The sequence below is a fragment of the Prevotella aurantiaca genome, from assembly GCF_015262605.1.
Classification (GTDB): Bacteria; Bacteroidota; Bacteroidia; order Bacteroidales; family Bacteroidaceae; genus Prevotella; species Prevotella aurantiaca.
In genome coordinates this window covers 1-26,233 of sequence record NZ_JABZSJ010000035.1, presented here as the reverse complement: position 1 = coordinate 26,233, position 26,233 = coordinate 1, and the positions used below count along the sequence as shown (strand labels likewise).

The window sequence follows — 26,233 nt, the reverse complement described above, 5'->3', positions numbered from 1 at the left end:
TAATGATTATTAGATAGTTACAAGGATTTTAAGCACATTTTTGTCATATAGGCCAGTCTACCAAATACACATTACCCTGTTTTGTTATAACTATTTAGACAATAACTATACTATTTGATATATCAACTGTTTAACTCTTGAAATTCAACATCTTCAACTATCTCTTCAGCTGTATGTTCTACATCCTTGAAAAACTCGCTATCGGAACGCAACTGCTTAGCCAGTTTATTGGCTGATGGACCGAAAGTTACATAAGTGATGGTACCAGATAAAATAGAACCTGCAATAGGAATTATTTTTGAAGCTGTTTTCGCGAATAACTGTTTAGACATTCTTATACCTATCCATTTAGCAACCTGTTTGACAAAGATATACCATGCTGCATGTCCAAATGCAATAGTAGGGAGTCTTTTTGCTACTTGAATAGCCAAAGCTTTTGAAATATGAGACATCAACTTTCTTGCCTGAGCTACTCCAAACATAACACCCAACATTGGTGTTAGAATATCCACACTATTTTGAGTCAACTTACCATCATTTATAAGATCTGGATAACCATAGATATAAGCTAACTTTTGACTAATATTAAGACAAAAGCCTACGTATTGTCCCATATCAAAAATTGCGAAACCAGCTGCTGACAAAGGATTACTAGGTAAACCTGATACGGAAGATATAAGAGTTACCTCTTTTCGGGCAACTTTAATCACATTGTTTGCAACTACATCAAGCAACCTAAGCTCAAGTATGGCACGTGGATTCTTCTCTATTATCTGCACAAGCTGTTCTTCTGTACAATAATTAGAAAAAGCATCTCGCAAAAATTCCTTTCTGTCTATCTTTACATTAGGAACTTGCAATGCCATTTTTAAAACTTTATTAAACAATTCTACATTTTTGTTTTTACCCATAAAAGATTAGAGTTAATTGTATTTAAAATTAAATCTTTAATGCAAAAGTACTAAAAAATACCAATATTACAAAAAAAATATAGAAATAAAAGATAGTACTTACAAAAACATATTCTAACTCATATGAAGAAAATGGCAATGCAACCATCGCTATAATGGACGTTATAACATTCCTTGCAGGACGGCAGGAATCCAACGAAAAAAACGCAACAATTGTGTAAACATTTTTCACAAGCACAATTATCATATAACTACCTCGTTATCAATACTTTGCAATACCTATTGTTTTGCAATCCAAAAGCGTAAGTTTTGCACGGTAAAAGCGGCTGTTTTGCATCGCAAAACCTACGCTTTCGCAACGCCAAATCGAAATTGCCGTTTTTCTTCGGAATATTCTTTACAAAACGAAAGTGGTTTTCTTTTAAAACCGTCCTATCTATGCTACTGATAAAACCTATGACAGGGTTTGCTAAAAATCGGTTAATCGATGTCTTTAGCAAATATAGAAGCCGTTTCTATGCAAAACTTTATTACCATTTGCCACAAACAAAAATAATTCCATACCTTTGTATTCGGTTAACCGAAATAAGATTATATTGAAAAATAAATAATAGAAAAATGGTGAAAATCAATGTACAGAATACTGCTGTAAATATTGTCAGACACAACGATGAAGACTATATCAGCCTGACGGATATGGCTCGAAGCCAAATGCAAGAACATATTATCTTCCGTTGGCTAAGCCTCAAAGGCACCATTGAATACTTAGGCGAATGGGAAATGCTGTATAACCCAAACTTTAATTGTACCGAATTCGGTACAATTAGAAATGCTGCAGGAAGCAACAATTTTGTGCTTTCGGTAAAGACTTGGATAGAACATACCCACGCTATCGGCATTTATTCCAAGGCTGGGCGATATGGCGGAACGTATGCGCATCGCGATATAGCATATCATTTTGGAATGTGGCTTTCACCTAAATTTCAGCTACTGCTTGTTAAAGAATATCAGCGACTAAAGGAAGAAGAGCAAAAAATGCTTGGTTGGTCGGCTAAACGCGAATTGTCAAAGATAAATTATCGCATTCATACCGATGCCATTAAACGAAATATTATTCCTGAAGAAGTAACACCACAACAGGCAAATGCTATATATGCCAATGAGGCTGACGTGCTGAATGTTGCTATGTTCGGTATGACAGCCAAACAATGGCGTGAAGAAAATGCAGGCAAGAAAGGAAACATACGCGACTATGCAACCATAAACGAACTGATATGTCTTTCCAATATGGAAAATCTAAATGCGGTATTCATCGAACAGGGCATACCACAAAGCGAGCGTCTGCTTAAATTGAATAAGATTGCCATACAGCAAATGGTTGTTCTTGAAAACGAAAATCATCGCAATCTACTAAAGTAATCAAAGAAATAATAAAGTGCTGAATACTTTTTAAAACAACCACGCCTATAAAACATATTCTTAAAACCTACGAAAGAAATAGCCCCAAAAGCAACAGGCCCACAATCTTAACGGATTGTGAGACTGTTTATATGCAACTATTGCACTGCTTTATGCAATTTACTGGTGCTGTTCACGCAACAAGTCGTTTACGGTCTTAACAGGATTGAAAGTGATTGCGGGCACTTCTACGAACACGGTGTTCCAGTTACTCATTGCTCCGTTCCAAAGACCTGGCAATTCCAATGCTTTTAATTCTTTTCCATTCTTCGATTTGATACTAATAAAACCTGTAGCAGGGTCTACATATTTTGGCAAATCGAATGGTTTACCTGCATAGTCTTTGGTTGCACAAACCAAGTCTACAGGGTTAAAATGAGTCCCTTCTTTAAACATTCTCACCGATTCGATATTATTTTTATCAATCTGTGAACTTTCAAGTATCTGCAGGCTTATGGTATTGTCGGAATTATAAGCAAAGAAAGGACCTCCGCCAGGCTCACCGCTATTCTTTACCATTCCACAAACACGGATAGGACGATTAAACTTATCAAGCAGATAGGTTGCCAATTCTTTATCATTTAATTGGTCAACATCCTTCCTTCGACAATACAAATCATTTTCCAAGAATTTCTTCATAGTCTGTAAGTCAGCAGGTGTATAGTCGGCAGCTTTCAGTTTTTGGAGATACTCAAAGGCTTTTTTCTGCAATGTTACCAAAATTCCAGCTATTACTTTCTTCCAAATTACAGTCTCACCTTTTAAGCTATCAGGTGTTACATTATCTATATTTTTAATGAATATAACATCTGCATCAATATCGTTAAGGTTCTGAATGAGCGCACCATGTCCACCAGGACGGAACAAGAGAGTTCCATCTTCGTTACGGAAAGGTGAATTATCAGAATTTGCTCCTACTGTATCTGTACTAGGCTTTTGTTCTGAGAAGCTAATTGAAAAGTGAGTATTTAATTTTTCTTCATACATAGCCTTCTTTTCGTTAGCTTTTGCTTTGAAGAGTTCAAGATGTTCGTGCGAAACAGTAAAATGGACATGCGCTTCTCCACCACATGATGCGTATTGAGCTGCCTCTACAAGATGTTCTTCCATAGGTGTACGTTCTCCATCTCCATATTTATGGAAAAGCAAAAGTCCTTTTGGTAATTGTCCATAATTAAGACCATCTGCGCTCAAAAGTGTACCAACAATTGTTTTATAGTCTCCTACTTGTAAAAGCTGCTTAATATCTTTTCCGTTTGTAGCTTTGCAGCTTTCGTTCAGTTCATTATAGAAAGCAAAGTGTTTCAGATTATCGAAAAAGAACTTTTCAAAGTCTGTAGTAGGCATATCGTAGGTTGTTTCGAAAAAGGCGAAAAGATCTTTAAACATTCTACTGGCTGCTCCTGAAGCTGGAACAAACTTAACTACCTTATGATTGTCGGCTTTATAACAATCCCAAGCTGCTATAAATTCTTTAACTTCGTTTTCCCTTAGACGCACAACTCCATTACCTACTGTGGCTGCACTTTCTATTTTAAGAAAAGGAAAACCATTTTTAAAGTTGGCAAGTTGGTTCTCAAAGTCGGAAAGCGTAATTCCTTTTGAGCTTAATAATAATTCATCTTGCTTTGTTATCATAATAGTATAAGTTTTTATGTACTAAATGCAGCAACTGATTAATGGTGCTGTAAATGTTGTCTCTCTCGCAAAATTACTTACTTTTTCTTAATTTAGAGAACAATTAGCCGATTTTTTGTATCTTTGTGTTGTATTAATAAAGGCAACGAATATGATTTTTACAGACGAAGAACTAAAAAGTTTTCATGCGCTTGCTGAGGAATTAAATAAAGAGTTAGCAAACGATATAACTGAAAAAGACAAAGAAAAACTAGCTTCTTACATTAAACTAATGGAAGAAAAAGGAGCTATGGAACGCAATGTATTCGGTCTGAGCGAACTAATTTGTGCTATGCAAACATCGTTAATAGCTGTTCGTAGCATTGGTTTGAAACACGATTCGGTATTTGCCACTGTCTTATATGCTGGCTATGAGAATGGCGCGTTAGAAATAAAGCAGATAGAAAAAGATTTTGGAAAGAATGTGGCACAGATTATTCAAGGTTTGGCCCGCATTCAAAATCTGTACAAAAAAAATCCTATTATCGAAAGCGAAAACTTCCGTAACCTTTTGCTTTCGTTCGCAGAAGATATGCGTGTCATATTGATTATGATTGCTGACCGAGTAAATCTTATGCGACAAATACGCGATACCTCCAATAAAGAAGCTCAACGACAAGTTGCAGAAGAAGCCAACTATCTTTATGCGCCTTTAGCACACAAGTTGGGACTTTATCAGTTGAAGAGTGAACTTGAAGACTTGTCGCTGAAGTATTTGGAACGCGATGCTTATTATCATATCAAAGAAAAGCTTAACGAAACAAAGAAAGCACGTGATTCTTATATCAAAGAATTTATTGAACCTGTAAGTAAAGAACTTCAGAACGCAGGATTACGCTTTCATATAAAAGGAAGAACAAAGTCGATACACTCCATTTGGCAAAAAATGAAAAAGCAAAAATGCACATTTGAGGGTATATATGACTTATTTGCTATTAGAATTATTTTGGATTCTCCGTCTCAAAAAGAAAAAATGCAATGTTGGCAGGCATATTCTATCGTAACAGATATGTATCAACCTAATCCTAAACGTTTGCGAGATTGGATTTCCGTACCTAAATCTAACGGATACGAATGCTTGCACATTACAGTTTTAGGACCTAATACTAAATGGGTTGAAGTACAAATTCGCACAGAACGTATGGACGAAGTTGCTGAACATGGGTTAGCAGCTCACTGGAGATATAAGGGAATACAGGAAGAAGAAGGTATGGACACGTGGCTAGCGTCTATCAGAACAGCCTTAGAAGCAGGAGACAATTTAGAAGTAATGACGCAATTTAAGCGCGACCTGTACGATAAAGAAATCTACGTGTTCACTCCAAAAGGCGATTTACTAAAGTTCCCTAAAGGTTCAACCTTGTTAGATTTTGCTTATCATATTCACTCAAAGATTGGAAACCAATGTGTTGGTGGAAAAATAAACAATAAGAATGCCTCTATAAGAACTGAATTGCATAGTGGAGATACAGTAGAGGTAACAACCTCAGCTACTCAAAAACCAAAGCAAGAATGGTTGAACGTTGTTAAATCTGCTCGCGCAAAATCTAAAATACGTCTTGCACTAAAAGAAACTCAGGTGAAAGAAGGAGCATACGCTAAAGAAATGCTCGAAAGAAGATTCAAGAATAAAAAGATTGAGATAGAAGAACAAACGCTTTTCCATCTTATAAAACATCTTGGATTCAAGGAGGTTTCGGAGTTTTACAAGCAAATAGCTGACGAAAAACTTGATGTAAACAATGTGATTGAGACATATCAGCAGCTTTACAATCAGACACACAATCTGAACATACCTAAAGAAATCGAAAGTGCAGAGAACTTTGAATTTGCAAATGAAACTGAAGAACTACTGAAAAACAATGAGGATGTTCTCGTAATAGACCAAAACTTAAAAGGTATTGACTTCTCGTTGTCAAAATGTTGTAATCCTATTTATGGTGATTCTATTTTTGGCTTTGTTACTGTAAATGGCGGAATAAAAATACACCGAGAGGATTGCCCTAATGCACCTGAATTGCGCAAACGTTTCGGCTATCGTGTCGTAAAAGCAAAATGGAGTGGAAAAGGTGGAGCAAGTTACAGCATTACTTTACGTATTATAGGACAAGACGATATCGGAATTGTAAGCAACATTACTAATGTTCTTTCCAAGGAAGAAAAGATTGTAATGCGTTCCATCAATATTGACTCGCACGATGGCTTATTTTCTGGAAATCTTGTCGTATTGATAGAAGATACATCAAAACTTAACTTGCTTATTAAGAAACTGAAAAATATAAAGGGAGTAAAACAAATAACAAGATTATAACAAAATCATGGCCTTGTTAGGATTATTGATAAAACAAGCTAAAAAAGGATTATACACATCAGTGTTATAGTCCTTTTTTAGGAACAATATGAAAAAGTATGGATATCTCCAACTGATATATAAATTTTTCACTTGAAAAAAATGGAATTTTACGCTACAATGAAATAAAAAAAGTGTCATAACTTAATTGTTATGACACTTTTAATATGTTTCCTTGCCTCTCATTATTTAGAGAACTTATGTGGTACCACCAGGAATCGAACCGGGGACACAAGGATTTTCAGTCCTTTGCTCTACCAACTGAGCTATGGCACCATAAGTAGCATTCTGAAAGAATTAACATCATTTCTGAATTGCGAGTGCAAAGATAGTAGTTTTTTTTGATTCCCACAAGTATTCTGTGAAATATTTTAATACTTAACATTCATTCACGATAGAAAAGTTTAAATGTATTATACTTAACTTATTGGAAATCAATATACCCTAAGCTCTATTAGTCTAAAACTATTTTTTGCTTGAATTTAGTAATAGCTATTCCAACCATCCTTGAGCGGTCAATTGAAACTCATTACCATCTCTTGCTATCAGATATTCACCTAACTTAGCTTCTGTAATATAACCTATCTGACGAATATTTTTGATTGGCTCTATCTTTGCATGATCGCTAATTGGTATCGTAAAAAGAAGTTCGTAATCTTCTCCACCATTCAATGCTGCAGTTGTTAGGTTCATATTAAATTCCTCGCAAGTTGCAGCTGTTTGATAATCGATAGGAATCTTATCTTCGTATATTCTGCAACCCACATTACCTTCTTTACAAAGATGTTTTAAGTCACTTGAAAGTCCATCTGCAATATCAATCATGGCAGTAGGTCGTATACCTGCATCACGAAGTTGTTGTAATATCTCACCAGGTGCTTCGGGTTTTAATTGTCTGTCTATGAGATATTCTTTACCTGCAAAATCTGGCTGGAAATTTTCGATCGCATCACGTTCAAGTTTCAACGCTTCAAGTTTTACCTTATTATTCTCTTCTTGTGCTGCTTTTACTTTCTTATTGAATTCTTCTACTTGTTGATAATAAACAACCTTCTCACGCTCCAAAACTTGCAAACCCATATAAGCTGCTCCTAGATCACCTGATACACATATAATATCAGTAGGCTTTGCACCTTTTCTATATACAATATCTTCTTTAAAAGCTTCACCTATACAAGTTATATTTATCGCAAGTCCTGTATAGGAAGACGTTGTGTCTCCTCCTACTATATCTACATTCCATTTAGCACAAGCTGCTTTCAAGCCAACGTAGAACTGGTCAAGATTGGTTACATTTATGCGCTTACCTAAAGCTATAGATACTACTAATTGGCAAGGTTGGCCATTCATTGCAAATATATTGCTCATTGCAACCATTGCACATTTATATGCCAAGTGTTCCATATCAATATAGGTAAGGTCGAATTGTATCCCTTCCATAAATAAATGAGATGACACAAGTGTTTCCCTATCAGCATAACGAAGTACTGCAGCATCATCGCCAACTCCCTTAATTGTTGATGGATTGTTTAGTTTTATATCCTTAGTTAGACGCTCTATTAACTTAAACTCGCCCAATTCTTTTATTTCCATATTGATTTTATAGGATTAAATATAGGCATGTTCTAAAATTCTTATCGTGAAGAAATATCACAAAATTCTTTTGTTGTTTGTAGCTTTTATATTAATTCTATCTCTTTTGAACTTAATTGTTCTACATTTCGAGAAAATACAATCCACTTTAAAAGACAAAAAATACAAAGAAAATTCTTAGAACCTGCCTATAGAAATATTAAGCACGCTTTATCATTTCACGCATTATTTCAGTCATCAAAGGTTGCGCCTTATTGGCAGCCTCTTGAACTTCTTCGTGGCTTACTTCAACAGGTGTGTCGAATCCGCCTAAATCAGTAATTACACTTATACCGAAAACCTTTATGCCTGAATGGCGAGCAACAATAACTTCAGGAACAGTACTCATTCCCACTGCATCACCACCTAAGATATGATACATTCTGTATTCTGCAGGAGTTTCAAAAGTAGGACCTTGCACTCCTGTATAAACACCATGCATTACTCTGATTCCTTTTTCCTTTGCTATTTCATCTGCCTTTTCTATGAGAGTATGGTCGTACGCTTCATGCATATCAGGGAAACGAGGTCCTGTTGGGAAATTTGGTCCATGTAAAGGATGTTCAGGGAAAAAGTTAATATGGTCGGTAATAATCATTAAATCTCCAATTTTAAACTCCGGATTCATTCCACCAGACGCATTTGAGACAAATAATGTTTCAATACCTAACTCGTGCATAACACGAATTGGAAAAGTAACTTCCTCCATTTTGTAACCTTCATAGTAATGAAAACGGCCTTTCATGGCCATTATATCCTTACCACCAAGCTTACCAAAAATAAGACAACCTGCATGTCCTTCTACTGTTGATACAGGGAAATTAGGTATATCTTTATATGAGATTTCATAACTATCTGTTATCTCTGAAGTTAATTGTCCTAGACCTGTTCCCAGAATGATTGCCGTTTTCGGATTTGTTTTTATTCTTTCCTTTAGCCAAGATGCTGTTCTTTGAATTTTTTCGTACATAGGATAATATTTTTTCGTTAAACTTTTCTTCCATTTCAAGCATGAATTTAACTTGTATCGGCAGTGCATATATATTTTTTCGCACTTCTTCGTTAAGCCCTTCTAAGTTTAATAACCTTGCTCTATCTTTTTCCGTAGTAATAATTATCTTTGGATATTCCATTAATGCAAATGCTTCATTAATAAGCATCACGTCTTTTGGTCTAAAAGAATGATGATCGGGAAATGTCAACGATTGTACTCGTGAAGTATCTGCATACTGACTTAAATCTAATTCTAACTGTTTAGGTAATGCGATACCGGTAAGCAGTAAAATATTTTTGTTATGTATATCTGTCAGTGCTATTTCTTTTTCATCTGCAACATCTTCAAATACAGGCACAAGGTCGCAATATTCTAATGTTGTAAAGAATAATTCTTGGAAAGGATATAGGCTCATGGTCTTGCTTAAAACACGATAATCAATAGGATTCAACTCCTTGGGACACTTCGTAACAATTACGATATCAGCACGATTTTTTCCCGAAAGAGGCTCGCGTAAGCGTCCAGCAGGCAACAACTTATCATAAATAATAAGTCTATGATAGTCAACTAATAAGATATTTATACCCGGCTTTACATATCGATGTTGGAATGCATCATCAAGCAACACTACATCAGTATTTTTAGTTTGCTCATTTTGTGTTAGATTATCAATTCCTTCACAACGATTCTTATCTACAGCGACATAAATATTTGGAAACTTTTGCTTCATTTGGAATGGTTCATCACCTATCACTTCTACTGGTGTATCAGTCTCCGCAAGTACATATCCTCTACTTTTGCGTTTATATCCTCTTGATAACACTGCAACTTGTGAAACGTCTTTTAATAAACGCACAAGATATTCTACATGTGGAGTCTTACCGGATCCTCCGACCGTGATATTACCAACCGATATTACAGGCACAGTGAAAGTACGACTTTTCAATACACCAAGTTCAAAAAGTTCATTACGAATAGTTATCCCTAAACCATAAAGCCAGCTTAGAGGTAACAAAACCTTGTGTATTTTTATAAAGTCGCCTTCCATTCCTTTATATAAATAATCTATGGTAAAGCCAAACAACTCTCCTTATTAATTAATATTGATATAATAAGGTATTCTTGCTTGAATTGCTGATTGCTGATTAATAGTTCTCAGAATAGAGAAAGGTTCATAAAGCATACCTAATGACGTGCGCAATTGGTCGTTTAAATAATTATTTGGTATATCTCCTGCCATTATTTGTTTCTTCCAATCAACAGGAGCAGGATAACTAACTTCATAATATTTATCAATTTTAGCTAATTGTGCCGCCTTTGCAATTGCTTTATTTAAACCGCCGAGTTCATCCACTAACTTTATCTTTAGTGCATCTTCACCTGTATAAACATGTCCTTGTGCAAGTGCTTCTACTTGTTCCATTGTTAACTTTCTGCCTTGAGCAACTCTGCTTTTAAATGTTAGATAACCACGATCGATATGAATTTGCAGCATTCTTAATTCATCTTGGCTCAAAGGACGCACTATTGATCCAAAGGTTCCATTTTTATTTGTCTTTACCTCATCAAATTTAACTCCTAACTTCTCAGATGCCAATCCACTAAAATCAGGGAACATTCCAAAAATACCAATTGAACCAGTTATTGTTGTTGGCTCAGCCACTATCCAGTTTGCAGGTGCAGACATGTAATAACCACCTGAAGCTGCATAGTCTCCCATACTTACAACCACTGGTTTTACTTTCTTTAATTCCATTAATTGATGCCACATCTGTTCTGAAGCATAAGCAGAACCACCACCAGAATTAATTCTAATAACAACAGCTTTAACTTTATCGTCTTTCATTAGCTTTTCTAAATCCTTGCAGACTTCCTTTCCTACAATAGCCTTACCTTGGTTAAAGCTACCTTGTATAGGTGAATCAACTATATCACCATATGCGTAATAAACTGCAATCTCTTCGCCACTTGTGTTTTCTTCTATTGCTTTTAAGTCAGCAAGTGAAACTTGATTAATTTTACCATCTGGCTTAATTCCCAATCTCTTTTTAACTTCAGTCTTTACTTGGTCTGTATAAAGAAGTTTATCCACCAACTTCATTTTTATATATTCAGCTGGAGCTGAAAAGGTAATCATACTATCAGCATACTGATTAAGTGTTGCAACAGAAACATTTCGGCTCTTGCTCACATCATTTGTTAAATGCTTCCAAATACCATTTAAATATGTAGAGGTTTGCAACCTATCTGCATCACTCATTTTTTCTTCGGTGAAAGTTTCAGTAGCACTTTTATATGTTCCTACTTTAGAAACTTGCATCTTTACACCAAACTTAGCCAACATATCCTTCAAATACATACGCTGTAATGATAAACCATGCCAATCCAACATTCCTTGTGGATTTAAATATACCTTATCAGCTACTGATGCCAAATAATAAGTGCCTTGTGTATAGCTATCTCCATAAGCAACTATCCATTTATGACTCTTCTTAAAGTCTAACAAAGCATCTCTTATTTCCTGCAACGATGCATATGATGTAGGAACAAAAGCACCTACTTCAATGTAAACACCTTTTATTTTATTATTGGTCTTAGCTTTTCTCAATCCCGAAAGCACATCTTCTAAATTCACACCATTTTCACCTTTACCGAAAAACTTATCAAATAAATTATTATCTTCTGAACGTTCTTTTAATACACCAGATAAATTTATTACCAATACAGAATTTTCATTTACTTCTTCTGTATTATCTGATAATAGCATTCCAAAGATACATGCCAAACCTAATAGTACTGTAGCCAAACCAAAAAGGAAAACGCCAACAAAGGTGGCAAAGACATTCTTAAAAAAGTCCTTCATAAAGCTAAATATTTAGTATATTTCAATTTTTAAGTATAGTAAGCTCGGCAAATCTTTTTTCACGAGATCTACCATGCCAACATTATCTCTATGCAAAGATAAGAATAAATGACTGAAAATCCAAATTTTAGGATATAACTTTACCTTTTACGACTTTGCGACTTTGCGTCAAAGAAGCAAAATATTAAGAACTAACAGTTAGTAGTGTATGACAAATTTTTAATTCTTAATATTCACAAATTAAAAACTATATTGAAATCCAATAGCAGCAAACTCTTTTAACTGCCAATATCCATGACGTCCATCACGTGTAACACCATCATCAAATCGTGGATATATAAACAATTGGGCACCTATATATCTATTGAACTGCAACTTGAATGTATTTTCCCACTGGAATTCAGTTCGTTTATAAGTAGCATAAGTATAAAGACGCGTTTTCCAAGTAATAGCATCCATCAATTGCCATTCAAAATCAATTGTAAGTTCAGAACCAAAGTCATGTCGTACGTGTCTGCCCTCTTCTATACCTAATCTACCAGCCAAATTCTTTAAGCGTGTATATTTTACATTATAAGCCAAAGGTGCCATGTGTATGTTTCCTTTTAACTTATGATCTAACCAATCAATTGTATAATCCATACCCAAGGAAACATTCATATTCAATGGAGCAAGGATATCTGAATATAATAAAGGGTCATTAGAGCGATAAGAATGCGTAAATTGTGTATAACTAACAAACTGAACTGAGTAGTACCATCTCTTGCTTGCTTGCAAACCAAACTTAGAAGTAAGACGTATCAAGTCTTCTGTAGTTTTAAAGCTATGCAAAGAATCTGTTTTACTACTTTGGATACCAAACTTCAATTCAAGTCGATTTTCCCATTTTATCTTCTGTTTGTTATTATAATTAGCTTCGAGTAGCGCCGATGACAAAATAGAATAGTTGCTTTCTCCACCCTTATACCAATTAGGTGAAACATAATTCTGTAATAACTGAAGAGAGTAATCTCCCTTGTAAGTCCAAAAATCTGGTTTCTTTATAAGTACTTCTACAGGAGAAAAAGTTGATTCTACTGGAGAAGGAGCAACTTTATCTACTATCTCAACATTCCGTTGAATTGGTACCTCAACATCCATCGCTTTAGTTTGTTTTCCGCGAAGTTCATCAGCGGTAACCTCTACTAAAGAAGGTTGTTTCAGATAAATATTCAAGAGTTGTCTGTCATAAGCATTGTTTTCTTTTAAAATAAACGCATTGCCTATGATATCTTTATAATAGGTAGTAGGCAGAAAAAGTTTTGCCAATTGAAAATTATCGCCTTTATAAGTCGCTCCCTTCATATTTGTTTCACTAAAGATTCTATTCTTTGCAGAAATCAACGAGTCCATATATGTTCGAATAATGTTATTTGAACTATCATGTACCCCTTGTCTTAAAGAATACAAATCTCCATTCACTTGCGCAGAAACAGCTATAGTGAAACTTATTACTAATAAAAACAAATAGATTTTACGTATCATCATCAATTGTTACCCTACAATTCTCTATTATAACAACACCTATTCCAACAAAGTAGCAGCACGCACACGACTCAATGTTTCAGGTGTCATTTGCAAATAGCTTGCAATATAAACCAATGGTGCACGAAGAATAACCTGCGGATTTAGTTTGCACATTTTCTTATAACGGTCTTGTGCCGTTTCAAATCGTACAAGATCAGCATGTACTTGTGAAATTATAAGACTTTCCTCCAATATCTTGCGATATAGGATTTGTATATTTACATTGTGTAAAGCTACTTGTTCTAACCTTTGTTTTGGCAGAGCATAGACTATTGAAGGTTCTATAGCTTCTACTTGCAATTTAGTAGGTTCTTCACGAAACAAGCTTTCAATACACATAAATATGGTTTGATCTTCGCCTAAGTGTTCCGTTATCTGCTTTCCATTTTTAAAATAGAACTGACGAATCAGTCCACGATCAATATAATAGATATTTTCGCACACCTCTCCTTCATTCAAAATCATCTCACCTTTCGCAAATTTCATAGGCACGAGAATACTTTCGAGTATATCGAGTTCTTCGTGAGTCATGGTACTGTATTTTCGAGCTAACTCACGTGCAATATCTCTGGTTTCAAAGGTCTCTTTCATATCTATGTTCCTCTTATTAGTTTAATCTAATTTTAATACAGCCAAGAAAGCTTTTTGCGGTACTTGTACATTGCCAACCTGCTTCATTCGCTTCTTACCCTTCTTCTGTTTTTCCAACAATTTGCGTTTACGACTAACGTCGCCACCATAACATTTAGCAGTAACATCTTTACGAACCTGCTTTACTGTCTCACGAGCTACTATTTTTCCACCAATTGCAGCTTGTATGGCAATATCAAATTGCTGACGAGGTATTAGTTCTTTTAATTTTTCACACATACGTCTGCCAAATGTTACAGCATTACTTTCGTGTGTCAAAGTAGAAAGGGCATCAACAGGTTCACTATTCAAAAGGATATCTAACTTCGCCAACTTTGATGGGCGGAACGAATCAATATGATAGTCGAAAGATGCATAACCTTTGGAAATGCTCTTCAGTTTATCATAGAAATCTATCACAATTTCGCCCAATGGAATCATGAAGATTAATTCCAAACGATTACCACTTACATAATTCTGACTAACGAGTTCGCCACGCTTGTCAAGGCAAAGTGTCATAATTGGTCCAATATAATCGCCCGATGTAATGATAGATGCCTTTATATAAGGTTCTTCGATGTGTTCTATCATCGTTGGTTCTGGTAATCCTGACGGATTATGTACTTCCCTACTCTCGCCCAACTTATCATAAACCATATAGCTTACGTTAGGAACAGTGGTAATTACATCCATATTAAATTCACGATCAAGGCGCTCTTGAATAATCTCCATGTGTAATAAGCCTAAGAAGCCACAACGGAAACCAAAACCTAAAGCTTGTGAACTTTCGGGAGAGAAGGTAAGCGAAGCATCATTTAACTGCAACTTTTCTAGTGATGCACGGAGATTTTCATAATCGTTAGGGTCTACTGGATAAACGCCAGCAAATACCATTGGTTTTACTAACTGAAACCCTTCGATGGCTTTATCGCAAGGACGTTCTATGTGAGTAACGGTATCACCTACCTTAACTTCACGTGCATTCTTTATTCCTGAAATAATATAGCCTACTTCACCTGTGGAAAGCTCATTTTTAGGCTTCATATCCATTTTCAAGACACCAACCTCATCAGCATCGTACTCCATTCCTGTTTGCACGAATTTTACTTTATCACCTTTTTTAATGGTTCCGTTTGTAACTTTACATAAGGTAATAATACCGCGAAATGAGTTGAAAATAGAATCAAAAATAAGTGCCTGAAGTGGAGCTTCTTTATCGCCTTTTGGGGCAGGTACACGTTCTATTATTGCACGTAATATTTTTGAAACGCCTTCACCTGTTTTTCCACTGGCACGAATAATTTCACTACGATCACAACCAATAAGGTCCACTATTTCGTCTTCCACCTCTTCAGGCATTGCATTTGGCATGTCAATCTTGTTAATTACAGGTATTATCTCAAGATTGTTATCGATTGCCATATACAAATTAGAAATCGTTTGCGCTTGTACGCCTTGTGTAGAATCTACTATAAGTAAAGCGCCCTCACATGCAGCAATACTTCGTGATACCTCGTAAGAAAAGTCTACGTGTCCCGGAGTATCGATAAGATTAAGAACATACTTTTTCCCATCTTGCTCATACTCCATCTGAATGGCATGACTTTTAATAGTAATACCACGTTCTCGCTCTAAGTCCATATCATCAAGCATTTGTCCGCCTGTAACTTGAATGGTCTTAGTGTATTCCAACAACCTATCAGCAAGTGTAGACTTACCATGGTCTATATGTGCTATAATGCAGAAATTTCTTATTTGGTTCATTAAGGATTTCTTCTTTTAATATGCAAAATTAGCAATAAAAACGAGAAATACGAAGGAACATAGCATAAATTTACTCAAAAAGACCTACCTTTGCGAGAGTATATGTAAATACTATAGATTTATTAAATAAAATATTGAATAGACGATGAAACTTATTAAAGTACTATTTTTAGCAATTGGTTGCCTTATATTTGTAGGCTGCCAAAAGAGTATGGAGGATCGTGTAGCAGAAGAATGCAAAGAATATACTAAGAAACAATGTCCTTCTCAGATTGTAGCAAATACACGAATGGATAGTATGGTGTATGAATCAGATTCACGCACAATACGCTATTATTATTCACTCTTTAACGATGCCGATAATAAAGATCGTGTTGAAGCAACAAAAGAGTTACTTCGCCAAGCATTACATGCTGGAGTTAAAGCAGATGTAGCTTCGAAACAATATAAAGAAGCTGGCTTCAACTTCCGCTTTACTTACCATTCTGGTAAAGATCCAAAAACTATTTTGTTCGACCAAACTTTTAAAAAGGGAGATTATTAAAACGGATATTACATAAAAGCAGAAAATACTCAGCAAGATTAGATTAAAAGTCATCTATTTCTTTTTCTGCTACTTTAAAACAACATGAGGAATTACTCATTATTTTTCAAAGAGAACTTAATCCTTTCTGAAGATTAAAATATTGAGAATAAAAAAAATAATTACAGAAAAATAAAACGTAATTACAAATTGATAAAAACGTAATTACGTTTTTTAATTTTGTAATTATGAATTTTCAAATATTCTCTTATACCACCATACATAACGTTAATTATACATTTATTTTGAGAACACTAAATAAGTCTATCCATTAAATGTATGCTAATGAAGAATTATCCTTTTCCAAATAAAAAGTTAAGGTTTAATTTTCTTTTCTCCGTCATTTTCATTGTCTTGCCAAATAAAATTTTGTTTAGTATCACCACCTGATTTTACAGAACCAATAAGCTCTGCATTACGCTAGCATCTCCAAAAAGCTTTCTGTTTATGTGTAAACTTTTTCAAACACTGGATTTAAGTAAATCCTTTTCCTCATTTCTGCCATTATTTATAGATAATTAAGAGGCATTTTCAGTATATATTTTAGTTTTTTTTTAGCTTTTCAAAAGATATTCATATTTAATAACGAATCTTTTAAAATTGAAGTTCATGAGAAATGATTCAACGTTTTTTATAAGTAGCTGCAAAGTTTACTTTTAGTACATTACATTCGCGCAAACTTTGTTTTAAGTCGTTGATCATTCCCATTGGTGTTCCCTTATCGGCACGAACACTGACGCTCATTTGTTTTTTATCTGCTGGCGTCATCTCAGTACGTTCTCTTGTCAAATAACTTTTTACATCTTTCAAATCTACTATTTTATCGTTGAGTTGCAGACATAAACTATCGTTTGAAATAACATTATCACCGTCCAAAGGAACTCCTATATAAACATAAGATATGGCAGATTTCTTTACCAATTTGGTAAGTTCAGTACCTTGTGGTACTTGGTATTTTACCTTTATAGTAGTTTTACGCATGTGAGTAACAAGCATAAAGAAAAATAAAATCGTAAAGATAAGATCGGGCAAAGAAGCAGTATTAAGTTCGGGAATACTTCGTTTGCGTCGTCGGTAGATACTCATTCTGCGCCTCCTTCCCCTAAATTTGATCTTTCTACCTCATAAATTTCAGAAATACGCTGCGGTATTTCTTCAGCTATTTGTTCTTGCTGCTCTGCAGAACAAAGCAGAAATTGTTTTCCATATAATTCTTCTGCATGCTTATTTCGCAAATCATTATAAGCTGCAATTATCTCGTTTTGGAGTGAGAAATAGGTATCGTAAGATGTTTTCCTATCAGTCTTAATCTGAATAATATGTTGTTTACCCTTTGCTTCAACAAAGCTTTTAACGACCTGCCTTACATCTCGTAAATTCATTGGTTTTTCGTTAAGTATCAATTTATTGTCAGAAAGAATTTGAAACTTCAACACCATACGCTCATCAACCATAGATTGAACTTCTTTCTTTTCTTTTTCTATAGGTGGAAGGCGCCGTTCCAAACCTTCGTCTACTTCCATTGAGGTAGTAACAAGGAAAAGTATCAACAGCATAAATGATATATCTGCTGTTGATGACGTATTTAATCCTGGGACTTTTCGCTTGACACGTTTAAACATTTGTATATTTATTTTTTCTTCCTATAATAACGTGTAGCACCAAATATTGTTACTCCTATTGCTGCAATAAGCAGAACTATTGAAGAAGTAACAAACATATCAGAAATTTTTAACCAAAACTTATCCGAATAGGTTGCACCATTAATAATCATCGCTTCAGAAGAACCAAAGACAAACGACAATAAAAGACACAATAGAGTTACACCAAAAACAATAATTGTTATTTTATAAGTGGGAATTCCATTCACAACTCGTTGCTTTACAGAAATAGTCTTTGTCGTATGGTACAAGGATAAAAGCATAGTAAGAACTGTTAACCCGAAGAGAATCCACATAAAAACGATAACAACATCAGTAAGCAAAGGTGCATTGAAAGCAGGATTTTCGGCAAATGGCGTATAAAAACCTATCGAAAAGAACAATATAAAGACAAGAGCCGTAATACCAATCAGCACATATAAAATGCGCTGTGATATACGTTCTTCTGCTAATTTTGTAATTCTATTTCTTAAATTCATTGTCTATCGTTTCAGTTTATACACCATGATAGCATCTAACAGCGAGATTGCCGACTCCTCCATTTGAGCTGTCAAATGCTCTATTTTCGAAAGTATATAATTATAGAAGACTTGCAGAACCAAAGCCACAATAATACCAAAGATAGTTGTAATCAAAGCAACTTTCATACCTGAAGCAACAATGGTAGGACTGATATCTCCAGCAACTTGAATTTGATCAAAAGCCATTACCATACCTATTACCGTTCCTAGAAAACCTAAAGATGGTGCCATCGCAATAAAAAGCGTTACCCACGAACAACCTTTTTCTAAATTAGCACTTTGCACGCTTCCATATGAAGCTACGCTACGTTCTATATCTTCGATAGAACTATCAATTCGAAGGAGTCCTTGATAACATATAGAAGCTACTGGTCCACGGGTATTTTTACTTAATTCTTTTGCCTTTTCTATATCTTCAGCAACTATCAAGTCGGTCAATTTTGCCATAAAACGTTTTGCATCTATTTCCGAAAGACTAAGATAGATAATGCGTTCTATACAAAATGCTAAACCTAAGACTAAAGCTAAGGCTACAAGTGACATAAAACCAGCATTACCATCAATAAACTTTTGTTTTAATGATTGATGAAAACCTACACCTTCAGCAACAACTTTTTGCTTCTGTGTAGCATTATCTTCCGAAGCTAATTCGTCAAGCGCATCACTATTTTTCGGACTTTTATTTGCAACAGCCTCAATATTTGGCTTCTGCTGTTCAGCTGCAGCATTCTGCGCAATACTACCTAACGGAAAGGTAGATAAGATAATTATGATGATTGCAAAACTAGCAATTATTTTTCTCATATTGTTATCGTTTCTTATGTCTTAAATATTTAAATCTTAGAAGAGTGAACTTGAGGTTTTGAAGCAATTTTCTTTAATCCATCAATACAACCCTTATACTTTCGAGTTCAAAAATACTAATTTTATAAATAACTGCCAAACGATTAACTGAATATCTTTCAACGACACTAATTCAGTAACTTACATTTATCTACAAAAGTAATACTTCTATATGTGTTTTGACTGATGGTAAGCCAACATTCCATAAATAGGCGATTTCTCTATCTTATCTACTTCAAAGCTAAATTGTGCTGCAACCTTTTCGAAAATATTGTGGAAGTGATAAGCAATACTTCCTATTGCAGAAACTTTATTCACTCCATAACAAGCGTATTGACACACATTGCGTTCAAAGAAAAGGGCAAAGTTTTGCTGTACCAATGTTTCTAATTCTGGCAATTCTAAATGTCTGTTAATAAATTGTGCAGTAGAAGCCAAAAATCTATTTGCTAATGGTTTTCGATACACTCTTTCTATTATTTCCTGATAAGTAAGATTTTCTTCGCGAAGATATAAATCTCGAATTTCCTCGGGCAGACTACCTTTAAATATTCCGTTAAAAAAGAGCTTTCCTAATACTGCTCCGCTACCTTCATCTCCTAAGATATAGCCTAATGGAGGTACATTTTTGACAATCATCTTGCCATCATAAAAACAACTATTTGAACCTGTTCCCAATATACAAGCAATTCCGGAAGTATTCCCGCATAAGGCTCGGGCTGCGCCAAGTAAGTCGCCAGCAACTTCAATTGTCGCATTAGTAAAAGTTTCAGACAAACATTTCTTCATCTTAGGTTGTACTATATCTATACAACCCGCACCATAAAAAGCAATTGAATTAATCAGCTTTGCGACATCGGTTTCTCTCAAAAAAGATTGTATTTGAGGTAGTACTTCATTCTTTAATATAAGTTCTATCTCATTTTCCGACTGGTGAAAAGGATTTATTCCCTGCGAAGAAATTACCTTGTTTTTATTTTTCTCACCGCTTGAAACCATCCAATCGGTTTTTGTACTTCCACTATCAGCTATTAGTATCATACGCTTTGTTTTGCTTGCAAAAGTACAAAAAACTTCAAGATAATCGCTTTCATTGATACTATAAAGTCATAAAGCAAGTTCAAAATTCACTTGATTGAGCAAATATTTATTTCTTAAAGCAAAATAGTGGGCTATAGAACCAAAAGAGAAAGGAATAAAAAGCATATTATGCTAAATATAGAACGGCATAAATTTAAAGAATAGACCTTAATAAAGTTGCGCAGATAGCTTGCATATTCACCTTATTATATATACCTTTGCATTTTCAAACAACTTTGAGAAGTAAATTCTCAACATTCTATATTTCATATCGCTCCGCAAATGAATGACAAAAATATCTATATTGCAGGACCTTGTGTCATTGAAAGTCAAGGTCTCTTGAACATTGTAGCTGAAGAATTGGTGCGTCTGAATAAAAAATATGGCATAGATATTATTTTTAAAGCCAGTTTTGATAAAGCAAACCGTACAAGTTTGAGTTCTTTTCGTGGCCCAGGAATGGCAAAAGGACTTGCAATGCTACAAGAAATAAAAGATAAATATGGCTTACGACTACTCACAGATATCCATGAAAGCTTTCAAGCTGAAGAGGTTGGCAAGGTAGTAGATGTTATTCAGATTCCTGCTTTCTTGTGTAGACAAACCGACCTGTTGGTTGCTGCAGCTAAAACCGGAAAGATTGTGAATATAAAGAAAGCACAATTTCTAAGCGGAAAAGACATGAAATACCCTGTCGAAAAATGCAAAGAAAGTGGTGCAAAAGAAGTTTGGCTTACTGAACGAGGCAATAGCTTTGGTTATAACAACCTTGTTGTTGATTTTAGGAATATTCCAGACATGCAGGAATTTAACAAAACTGTAATTATGGATTGCACACATAGCGTACAACGACCAAGTGCAGGCAATGGAAAAACTGTTGGAGATCGCAAATTTGTCCCCTCAATGGCATTAGCTGCTAAGGCTTTTGGTGCAAACGGATATTTCTTTGAAGTGCATCCTGACCCAGATAAAGGATTAAGTGATGCTGCTAATATGCTGGAATTAGAAAACCTTGAGAAACTAATCATGCAACTACTATAAATCGAAGTGAGAAGACGTAAGATGGAAAATGTTAGAGATTATGCAATACAATGCATAAAAGATGAAGCTTATGCAACATTAGCTTTGATAGAGCAATTGGACGACAACTTCGATAAAGCTGTAGAACTAATTTACCATTGCAAAGGAAAAGTAATTGTTACAGGAGTAGGTAAAAGTGGAAATATTGGTGCTAAAATTGCTGCGACTTTATCATCAACAGGTACTCCTGCATTTTTTGCTAATCCATTAGATGTTTTTCATGGAGACTTGGGAGCAATGACTAAAGACGACGTTGTTTTGGCACTCTCTAATTCTGGCCAGACTGATGAACTTTTACGTTTTATACCAATGGTATTGCACATGAACATTCCCATCATTGGAATGAGCGCCAATCCAAATTCGTTGTTAGCTAAATACTCTACAACACATATAAAGGTATGGGTTGAAAAAGAAGCATGTCCTTTAAACTTAGCTCCAACAAGTTCTACAACAGCTGCATTAGTAATGGGAGACGCACTTGCTATTGCTCTTATGGAGCTTAGAAAGTTCCGACCTAAAGATTTTGCACAATTCCATCCTGGAGGAGAACTTGGAAAACGACTTCTTACTACAGCACAAGATGTTATGCGTTCAGAAGATTTACCTATCATTCCTAAAGAAATGCACTTGGCAGAGGCTATTATTCATGTTAGCAATGGTAAGTTAGGCTTAGGTGTTTCTGTGGAAAACGACAAAGTTATTGGACTCATTACTGATGGAGATATACGCCGTGCAATGGAGAAATGGCAATCTAAATTCTTTGATCACACAGTTGAGGATATTATGACAAAGACACCTAAGATGGTTCTTCCAAATACCAAAATCACCGAAATTCAAAGTATTATGCACCAATATAAGGTGCATACGGTGTTAGTTTGCGATAAAGAACTAAGATTATTGGGAGTAGTAGATCACTATAGCTGTATGATTTAATTGTGTGGTTAAAAGCAAAGAGGAGTACAAAGGACAAATAGAAAAGTACGCAAAAGACGAATCCTGTGAAGAAAACAGAAAGAAATCCACTTTTACTTACCCTGTTTATATTATGGTTTGCTACAATTGGGCAAATCATAATGGCTAAACCTACAATAAAAAAACAAAGCGCTCAACCTATAAGCTTCGACTCTTTGATTGTGCAACAGCTAAGAATGAAGGGCATACAATTCAGTAACAATAACTCTGTAACATTGCTAACAAGTGGGCAAGAGAAGTTTTATGATATGTTTAAAGCCATCGAACAAGCTCGTTCAAGTATTCATTTAGAATATTTTAATTTCAGAAATGACTCAATTAATAACGAACTGATTAATCGGTTAGCTAAGAAAGTGCAAGAAGGGGTAGAAGTCAGAGCTATATTCGATGGATTTGGGAATGCCAGCAATAATCGTCCGATGCACAAAAGACATTTAAAAGATATAAGAGAAAAAGGCATACAGATATACGAATTTAAGCCCATAACTTTCCCTTGGATACATAGTGTCTTTAACCGCGACCATCGTAAAATAGTTGTTATTGATGGAAAAATAGCCTATACAGGCGGAATGAATGTTGCAGATTACTATATTAAAGGAACAAAAGCTGTTGGAGAATGGCACGATATGCACTGCAGAATAGAAGGTGATGCTGTAAATACACTGCAAAAGATATTCTTGCAGATGTGGTTCAGGGTATCGGGACAAAATATTCATGGTCCTAAATATTACCGTGGTATCAGTAATGCTGATTATATAAAAGGACTTAAAAAAGATACTTGTCGTTCTGCAGGCCATAAAATGGTAGGCATTATTAACCGTGAGCCTCAAGTTTCGAAAGATATTATCAGAACATTTTATGTGGAAGCAATTAATGATGCTAAAGACAGTATAAAGATTATAAATCCTTATTTTACACTTAGTCCCAAGTTAAGAACGGCATTGAAAGATGCTGCAGCACGTGGCGTAAAAGTAGAAATAATGCTCAGTGTTAAGAGTGATATTCCTCTCACACCTGACTGCGGATACTATAATGCGCATAAGTTAATGAAAGACGGTTGTATAATATGGCTATTCAAACCAGGCTTTCATCATACAAAAATTATACTTGTAGACGGGAAAATTTGTACCATAGGCTCCGCAAATCTTAATTCTCGTAGTCTTAGATGGGACCGTGAAGTAAATGCTGTAATAATAGATCAAGAAACTACAAAGGAATTAGACACAATTTTTGAGAACCAAAAGAAAGACTGCTTTAAACTTACAGAGGAGATTTGGAATACATGGAGAACTCCTTGGCAGAAGCTAAAAGGAAAATTTGGCTATCTCCTTTCTCCTTTCTTATAATCTATTAAGGCTAGATTTTATTTATATCAACGTATCCGTGCATCACTGCATAAATTGTTAATGCCGATACGCTCTTCACACCCAACTTTTCAGTAATATTTTTTCTGTGCGTTATAACAGTGGTTAGACTAATGTTTAGTTTAATCGCAATTTCTTTATTTATATAGCCTTGCACAACTAAAGATAGTACTTCTAATTCACGATTCGTCAATACTTTATTCTTCAAAACTTGGGGCATCTCTGGAAAATTCTTTCCTCCTGCGTGTCCATGTTGTACTACCATAAGCAAATTGCGTACTAGTTCGTCTTCACTAACGCTGATACAAATGCAATGAAAACCCGATAATTGCGAATTAGAATCATTAGAAATTGTCAGCAATATTGTCTTTTGCTTTCGTTCTCTGAAGAACGCAATATTCTCTAAAACAATGGTTTGAGCTGCAAAAAAGTGAAAGAACGAATCAGGATTAGATGCAAAAAAGTCATCGAAAGAAGAGAAAGTCTCTACCTCCATAATTGGAACAACACTCTGAAGAATATTCTTCAAGCCAAGAACTGCCAAGGTATTGGGGTCAATAATCGCAATTCGTGGACGCCCATTCACCAATTTTGTCATATCTATAGGTATACTAAATTAGTATTAACTCCTTACTAATAGGGACAAATTCAATTTATTCTGATTTTTAAAATTTGGTTACAAACTTACAGTACCAATATCTACTAAGTTATTTACGATAGCGTAGATGGTGAGACCTGCTGGCGAATGAATTTGTAATTTACGTGCAATATTTCTGCGATGGGTTATCACTGTATTCGTAGATATGCACAAATGATTAGCAATTTCCTTGTTCGTCATTCCCTGAACTACACAGATAATCACATCTTTTTCTCGGTCGCTTAAAGTTTCTCCTGTATCTGGCTGCTTATTAAGCATACTTGAAATCTTCACAGATACATCATTTTGCTTACTCTTTAGTTCTAAATGACGAATAGCAGGAATGAATATTTCTTCTTCAACATCAGCATGTTGATCAAGCCATTCTTCGCAACGATATATATCATATAGCGTTGCTGTAAGCTGACTATTACGATGTGAATCTGAAGGCAAGTACTTAATAATAATATTCTTTAGTTCATGCAACTTCACATCAGTTTGTTGGTGATGCTTAGAAAAGGTCTCAATATCGTAGTTGTTATTCGTTTGCCCTGACAATAAGGAATCTACATAAGGGAATACAGTCTTCTCTTCATACTTCATATGGTTACGAATATCATGCGCATATTCATCGTACAATTTCAAAATTAGCCTAGCCAAATTATCATTCTCATCCAACGAATCAACAAGTTTCTTACGAATAAACGGCAACTGGAAGTCTAAGTAATAAGTATGAAAGGCTTTCAGATATTGCACTAAAGTAGGTATAGATAGTCTATCTGCGTCGTCGTATTCTTTGTAGCCATTCATTGTAAAGTTCACAATGGCCAAAAATGTGTAAGTGTCAACATTTTGACTATCGCAAACCTCACGTACAGTTTTATCGCCAAAGCCCAAATTTATTCCAAAACTGCCCAAAGCTTGTAGCAGATTGTAATTATCGCTGATGAGAGAAATCATCTTGTCATCAGCCTCATACATCTTATGATTTTTCATTTAGGTCGCTTTTAAATTAATATCTTTGTATAAGACCCATTACAAATTGGAAGAAATATTATAATTTTTACATTCCTATTGCAATATTCATGCAAAGTAATAACATTTTCATGAGATGCGCAATAGCAACAAGTAGGTATTTTAAAATACCAAATATTTGGTATTGCAGCAAATGAATAATGATAGTATCTTTGCAAACAAATGGGTGCAGGGATAATTGCAACTCTCGTACAGTAGTTATTGTTTCAGGCAACAAGCAAAAAACTTAGTTATCTTCACTTTTCTGCTGCGAGACAGTAATTAGGTATCTGCACTCTTTTTATTTTGCAAATGTACTAATATTTAAACAAATAGAATAAAAAAACAAGAAAAAACACAAGCTAATTGCTGTAAAAGCTAACATACAAGAGAATCTTTACCATTTCACCCAATTACAAAGCTGTCATATTAAGTTTCTATCTTCTCAAATAATTTAATAGCTTAAATGACTTATAAAATGTTTTTAGGTTTAAAAGATTTTATTAGTAAAACCGATCAATAATACTATTAGAGATAAGTTAAGGTTAAAAATTATAGATTAAAAAAAGATTATATAAAAAACGTAATTACAAAAAATAAAAATGTAATTACATTTTTATTTTTTGTAATTAC

At 34.8% G+C, this 26,233-nt stretch carries 22 protein-coding genes and 1 tRNA gene; 6 read left to right on the top strand and 17 right to left on the bottom strand.

Features of this window, described 5'->3' with window-relative positions; all coding sequences use genetic code 11:
• Positions 1-122: 122 nt before the first annotated feature.
• Positions 123-911, bottom strand: coding sequence for a hypothetical protein (locus tag HXN26_RS07270; RefSeq protein WP_273160136.1), 789 nt, complete (start codon positions 909-911; stop codon positions 123-125).
• A 618-nt stretch (positions 912-1,529) separates the two neighbouring features.
• Between HXN26_RS07270 and HXN26_RS07265 the strand changes: the two genes are divergently transcribed.
• Positions 1,530-2,330 carry a KilA-N domain-containing protein gene (locus tag HXN26_RS07265; protein ID WP_273160134.1) on the top strand — a complete coding sequence of 267 codons (801 nt, stop codon included), beginning with the start codon at positions 1,530-1,532 and terminating at the stop codon, positions 2,328-2,330.
• Positions 2,331-2,489: 159 nt separating this feature from the next.
• On the opposite strand, the gene HXN26_RS07260 is transcribed toward HXN26_RS07265, so the two are convergent.
• Positions 2,490-4,007, bottom strand: coding sequence for a DUF4301 family protein (locus tag HXN26_RS07260; RefSeq protein ID WP_273160131.1), 1,518 nt, complete (start codon positions 4,005-4,007; stop codon positions 2,490-2,492).
• Positions 4,008-4,158: 151 nt separating this feature from the next.
• Here HXN26_RS07260 and HXN26_RS07255 point away from each other — a divergent pair, with 151 nt between their 5' ends.
• On the top strand, positions 4,159-6,357 hold the full coding sequence (locus HXN26_RS07255) for a RelA/SpoT family protein (RefSeq protein ID WP_273160128.1): 2,199 nt from the start codon (positions 4,159-4,161) through the stop codon (positions 6,355-6,357).
• 242 nt (positions 6,358-6,599) lie between these two features.
• Here HXN26_RS07255 and HXN26_RS07250 read toward each other — a convergent pair.
• The 8 genes from HXN26_RS07250 to lepA all read right to left on the bottom strand — a co-directional run bounded on the left by HXN26_RS07250 (position 6,600) and on the right by lepA (position 15,845).
• A tRNA-Phe gene (locus HXN26_RS07250) sits at positions 6,600-6,672 on the bottom strand.
• Positions 6,673-6,888: 216 nt separating this feature from the next.
• Positions 6,889-7,989, bottom strand: coding sequence for a thiamine-phosphate kinase (locus HXN26_RS07245; protein WP_273160125.1), 1,101 nt, complete (start codon positions 7,987-7,989; stop codon positions 6,889-6,891).
• 199 nt (positions 7,990-8,188) lie between these two features.
• Entirely contained in the window at positions 8,189-8,998 is an 810-nt protein-coding gene (locus HXN26_RS07240; protein ID WP_273160121.1) for a purine-nucleoside phosphorylase, read from the bottom strand.
• The gene (lpxK, locus tag HXN26_RS07235) at positions 8,880-10,070 is read right to left on the bottom strand and encodes a tetraacyldisaccharide 4'-kinase (protein WP_273160117.1); all 1,191 of its coding nucleotides are present in this window, start codon (positions 10,068-10,070) and stop codon (positions 8,880-8,882) included. Before lpxK ends, HXN26_RS07240 begins: the two co-directional genes overlap by 119 nt.
• Before the next feature lie 45 nt (positions 10,071-10,115).
• Positions 10,116-11,885: a signal peptide peptidase SppA gene (gene sppA, locus HXN26_RS07230; RefSeq protein ID WP_273160112.1), complete on the bottom strand. Its 1,770-nt coding sequence runs from the start codon at positions 11,883-11,885 to the stop codon at positions 10,116-10,118.
• 240 nt (positions 11,886-12,125) lie between these two features.
• Positions 12,126-13,409, bottom strand: a complete 1,284-nt coding sequence (locus HXN26_RS07225; protein WP_273160139.1) for a DUF3078 domain-containing protein — start codon at positions 13,407-13,409, stop codon at positions 12,126-12,128.
• 39 nt (positions 13,410-13,448) lie between these two features.
• Positions 13,449-14,042, bottom strand: a complete 594-nt coding sequence (locus tag HXN26_RS07220; protein ID WP_273160109.1) for a Crp/Fnr family transcriptional regulator — start codon at positions 14,040-14,042, stop codon at positions 13,449-13,451.
• Positions 14,043-14,063: 21 nt separating this feature from the next.
• Entirely contained in the window at positions 14,064-15,845 is a 1,782-nt protein-coding gene (gene lepA / locus HXN26_RS07215; RefSeq protein ID WP_273160105.1) for a translation elongation factor 4, read from the bottom strand.
• A 145-nt stretch (positions 15,846-15,990) separates the two neighbouring features.
• Here lepA and HXN26_RS07210 point away from each other — a divergent pair, with 145 nt between their 5' ends.
• Positions 15,991-16,389, top strand: a complete 399-nt coding sequence (locus HXN26_RS07210) for a hypothetical protein (protein WP_273160089.1) — start codon at positions 15,991-15,993, stop codon at positions 16,387-16,389.
• A 660-nt stretch (positions 16,390-17,049) separates the two neighbouring features.
• Here HXN26_RS07210 and HXN26_RS07205 read toward each other — a convergent pair.
• The 5 genes from HXN26_RS07205 to HXN26_RS07185 form a co-directional block, all read right to left on the bottom strand.
• Positions 17,050-17,514 (bottom strand): ExbD/TolR family protein, encoded by a 465-nt coding sequence (locus HXN26_RS07205; RefSeq protein WP_273160087.1) that lies wholly within the window; start codon positions 17,512-17,514, stop codon positions 17,050-17,052.
• Positions 17,511-18,050: an ExbD/TolR family protein gene (locus HXN26_RS07200; protein WP_273160083.1), complete on the bottom strand. Its 540-nt coding sequence runs from the start codon at positions 18,048-18,050 to the stop codon at positions 17,511-17,513. The genes HXN26_RS07205 and HXN26_RS07200 overlap by 4 nt, the downstream gene beginning before the upstream one ends.
• Positions 18,051-18,058: 8 nt before the next feature.
• Positions 18,059-18,568 (bottom strand): hypothetical protein, encoded by a 510-nt coding sequence (locus tag HXN26_RS07195; RefSeq protein WP_273160080.1) that lies wholly within the window; start codon positions 18,566-18,568, stop codon positions 18,059-18,061.
• Positions 18,569-18,571: 3 nt separating this feature from the next.
• Positions 18,572-19,414, bottom strand: coding sequence for a MotA/TolQ/ExbB proton channel family protein (locus HXN26_RS07190; protein WP_273160076.1), 843 nt, complete (start codon positions 19,412-19,414; stop codon positions 18,572-18,574).
• 207 nt (positions 19,415-19,621) lie between these two features.
• Positions 19,622-20,494, bottom strand: a complete 873-nt coding sequence (locus HXN26_RS07185) for an ATPase (RefSeq protein ID WP_273160074.1) — start codon at positions 20,492-20,494, stop codon at positions 19,622-19,624.
• Between the two features lie 321 nt (positions 20,495-20,815).
• Between HXN26_RS07185 and kdsA the strand changes: the two genes are divergently transcribed.
• The 3 genes from kdsA (at position 20,816) to cls (ending at position 23,931) form a co-directional block, all read left to right on the top strand.
• Positions 20,816-21,574 (top strand): 3-deoxy-8-phosphooctulonate synthase, encoded by a 759-nt coding sequence (gene kdsA, locus HXN26_RS07180; RefSeq protein WP_025000826.1) that lies wholly within the window; start codon positions 20,816-20,818, stop codon positions 21,572-21,574.
• Positions 21,575-21,595: 21 nt separating this feature from the next.
• Entirely contained in the window at positions 21,596-22,546 is a 951-nt protein-coding gene (locus tag HXN26_RS07175) for a KpsF/GutQ family sugar-phosphate isomerase (RefSeq protein WP_273160071.1), read from the top strand.
• A 140-nt stretch (positions 22,547-22,686) separates the two neighbouring features.
• Positions 22,687-23,931: a cardiolipin synthase gene (cls, locus tag HXN26_RS07170; protein ID WP_420541271.1), complete on the top strand. Its 1,245-nt coding sequence runs from the start codon at positions 22,687-22,689 to the stop codon at positions 23,929-23,931.
• 10 nt (positions 23,932-23,941) lie between these two features.
• On the opposite strand, the gene HXN26_RS07165 is transcribed toward cls, so the two are convergent.
• Both HXN26_RS07165 and HXN26_RS07160 read right to left on the bottom strand, forming a co-directional pair.
• Entirely contained in the window at positions 23,942-24,547 is a 606-nt protein-coding gene (locus HXN26_RS07165) for a response regulator transcription factor (protein WP_051528178.1), read from the bottom strand.
• 78 nt (positions 24,548-24,625) lie between these two features.
• Positions 24,626-25,582 carry a helix-turn-helix transcriptional regulator gene (locus tag HXN26_RS07160; RefSeq protein ID WP_025000822.1) on the bottom strand — a complete coding sequence of 319 codons (957 nt, stop codon included), beginning with the start codon at positions 25,580-25,582 and terminating at the stop codon, positions 24,626-24,628.
• Positions 25,583-26,233: the final 651 nt, after the last annotated feature.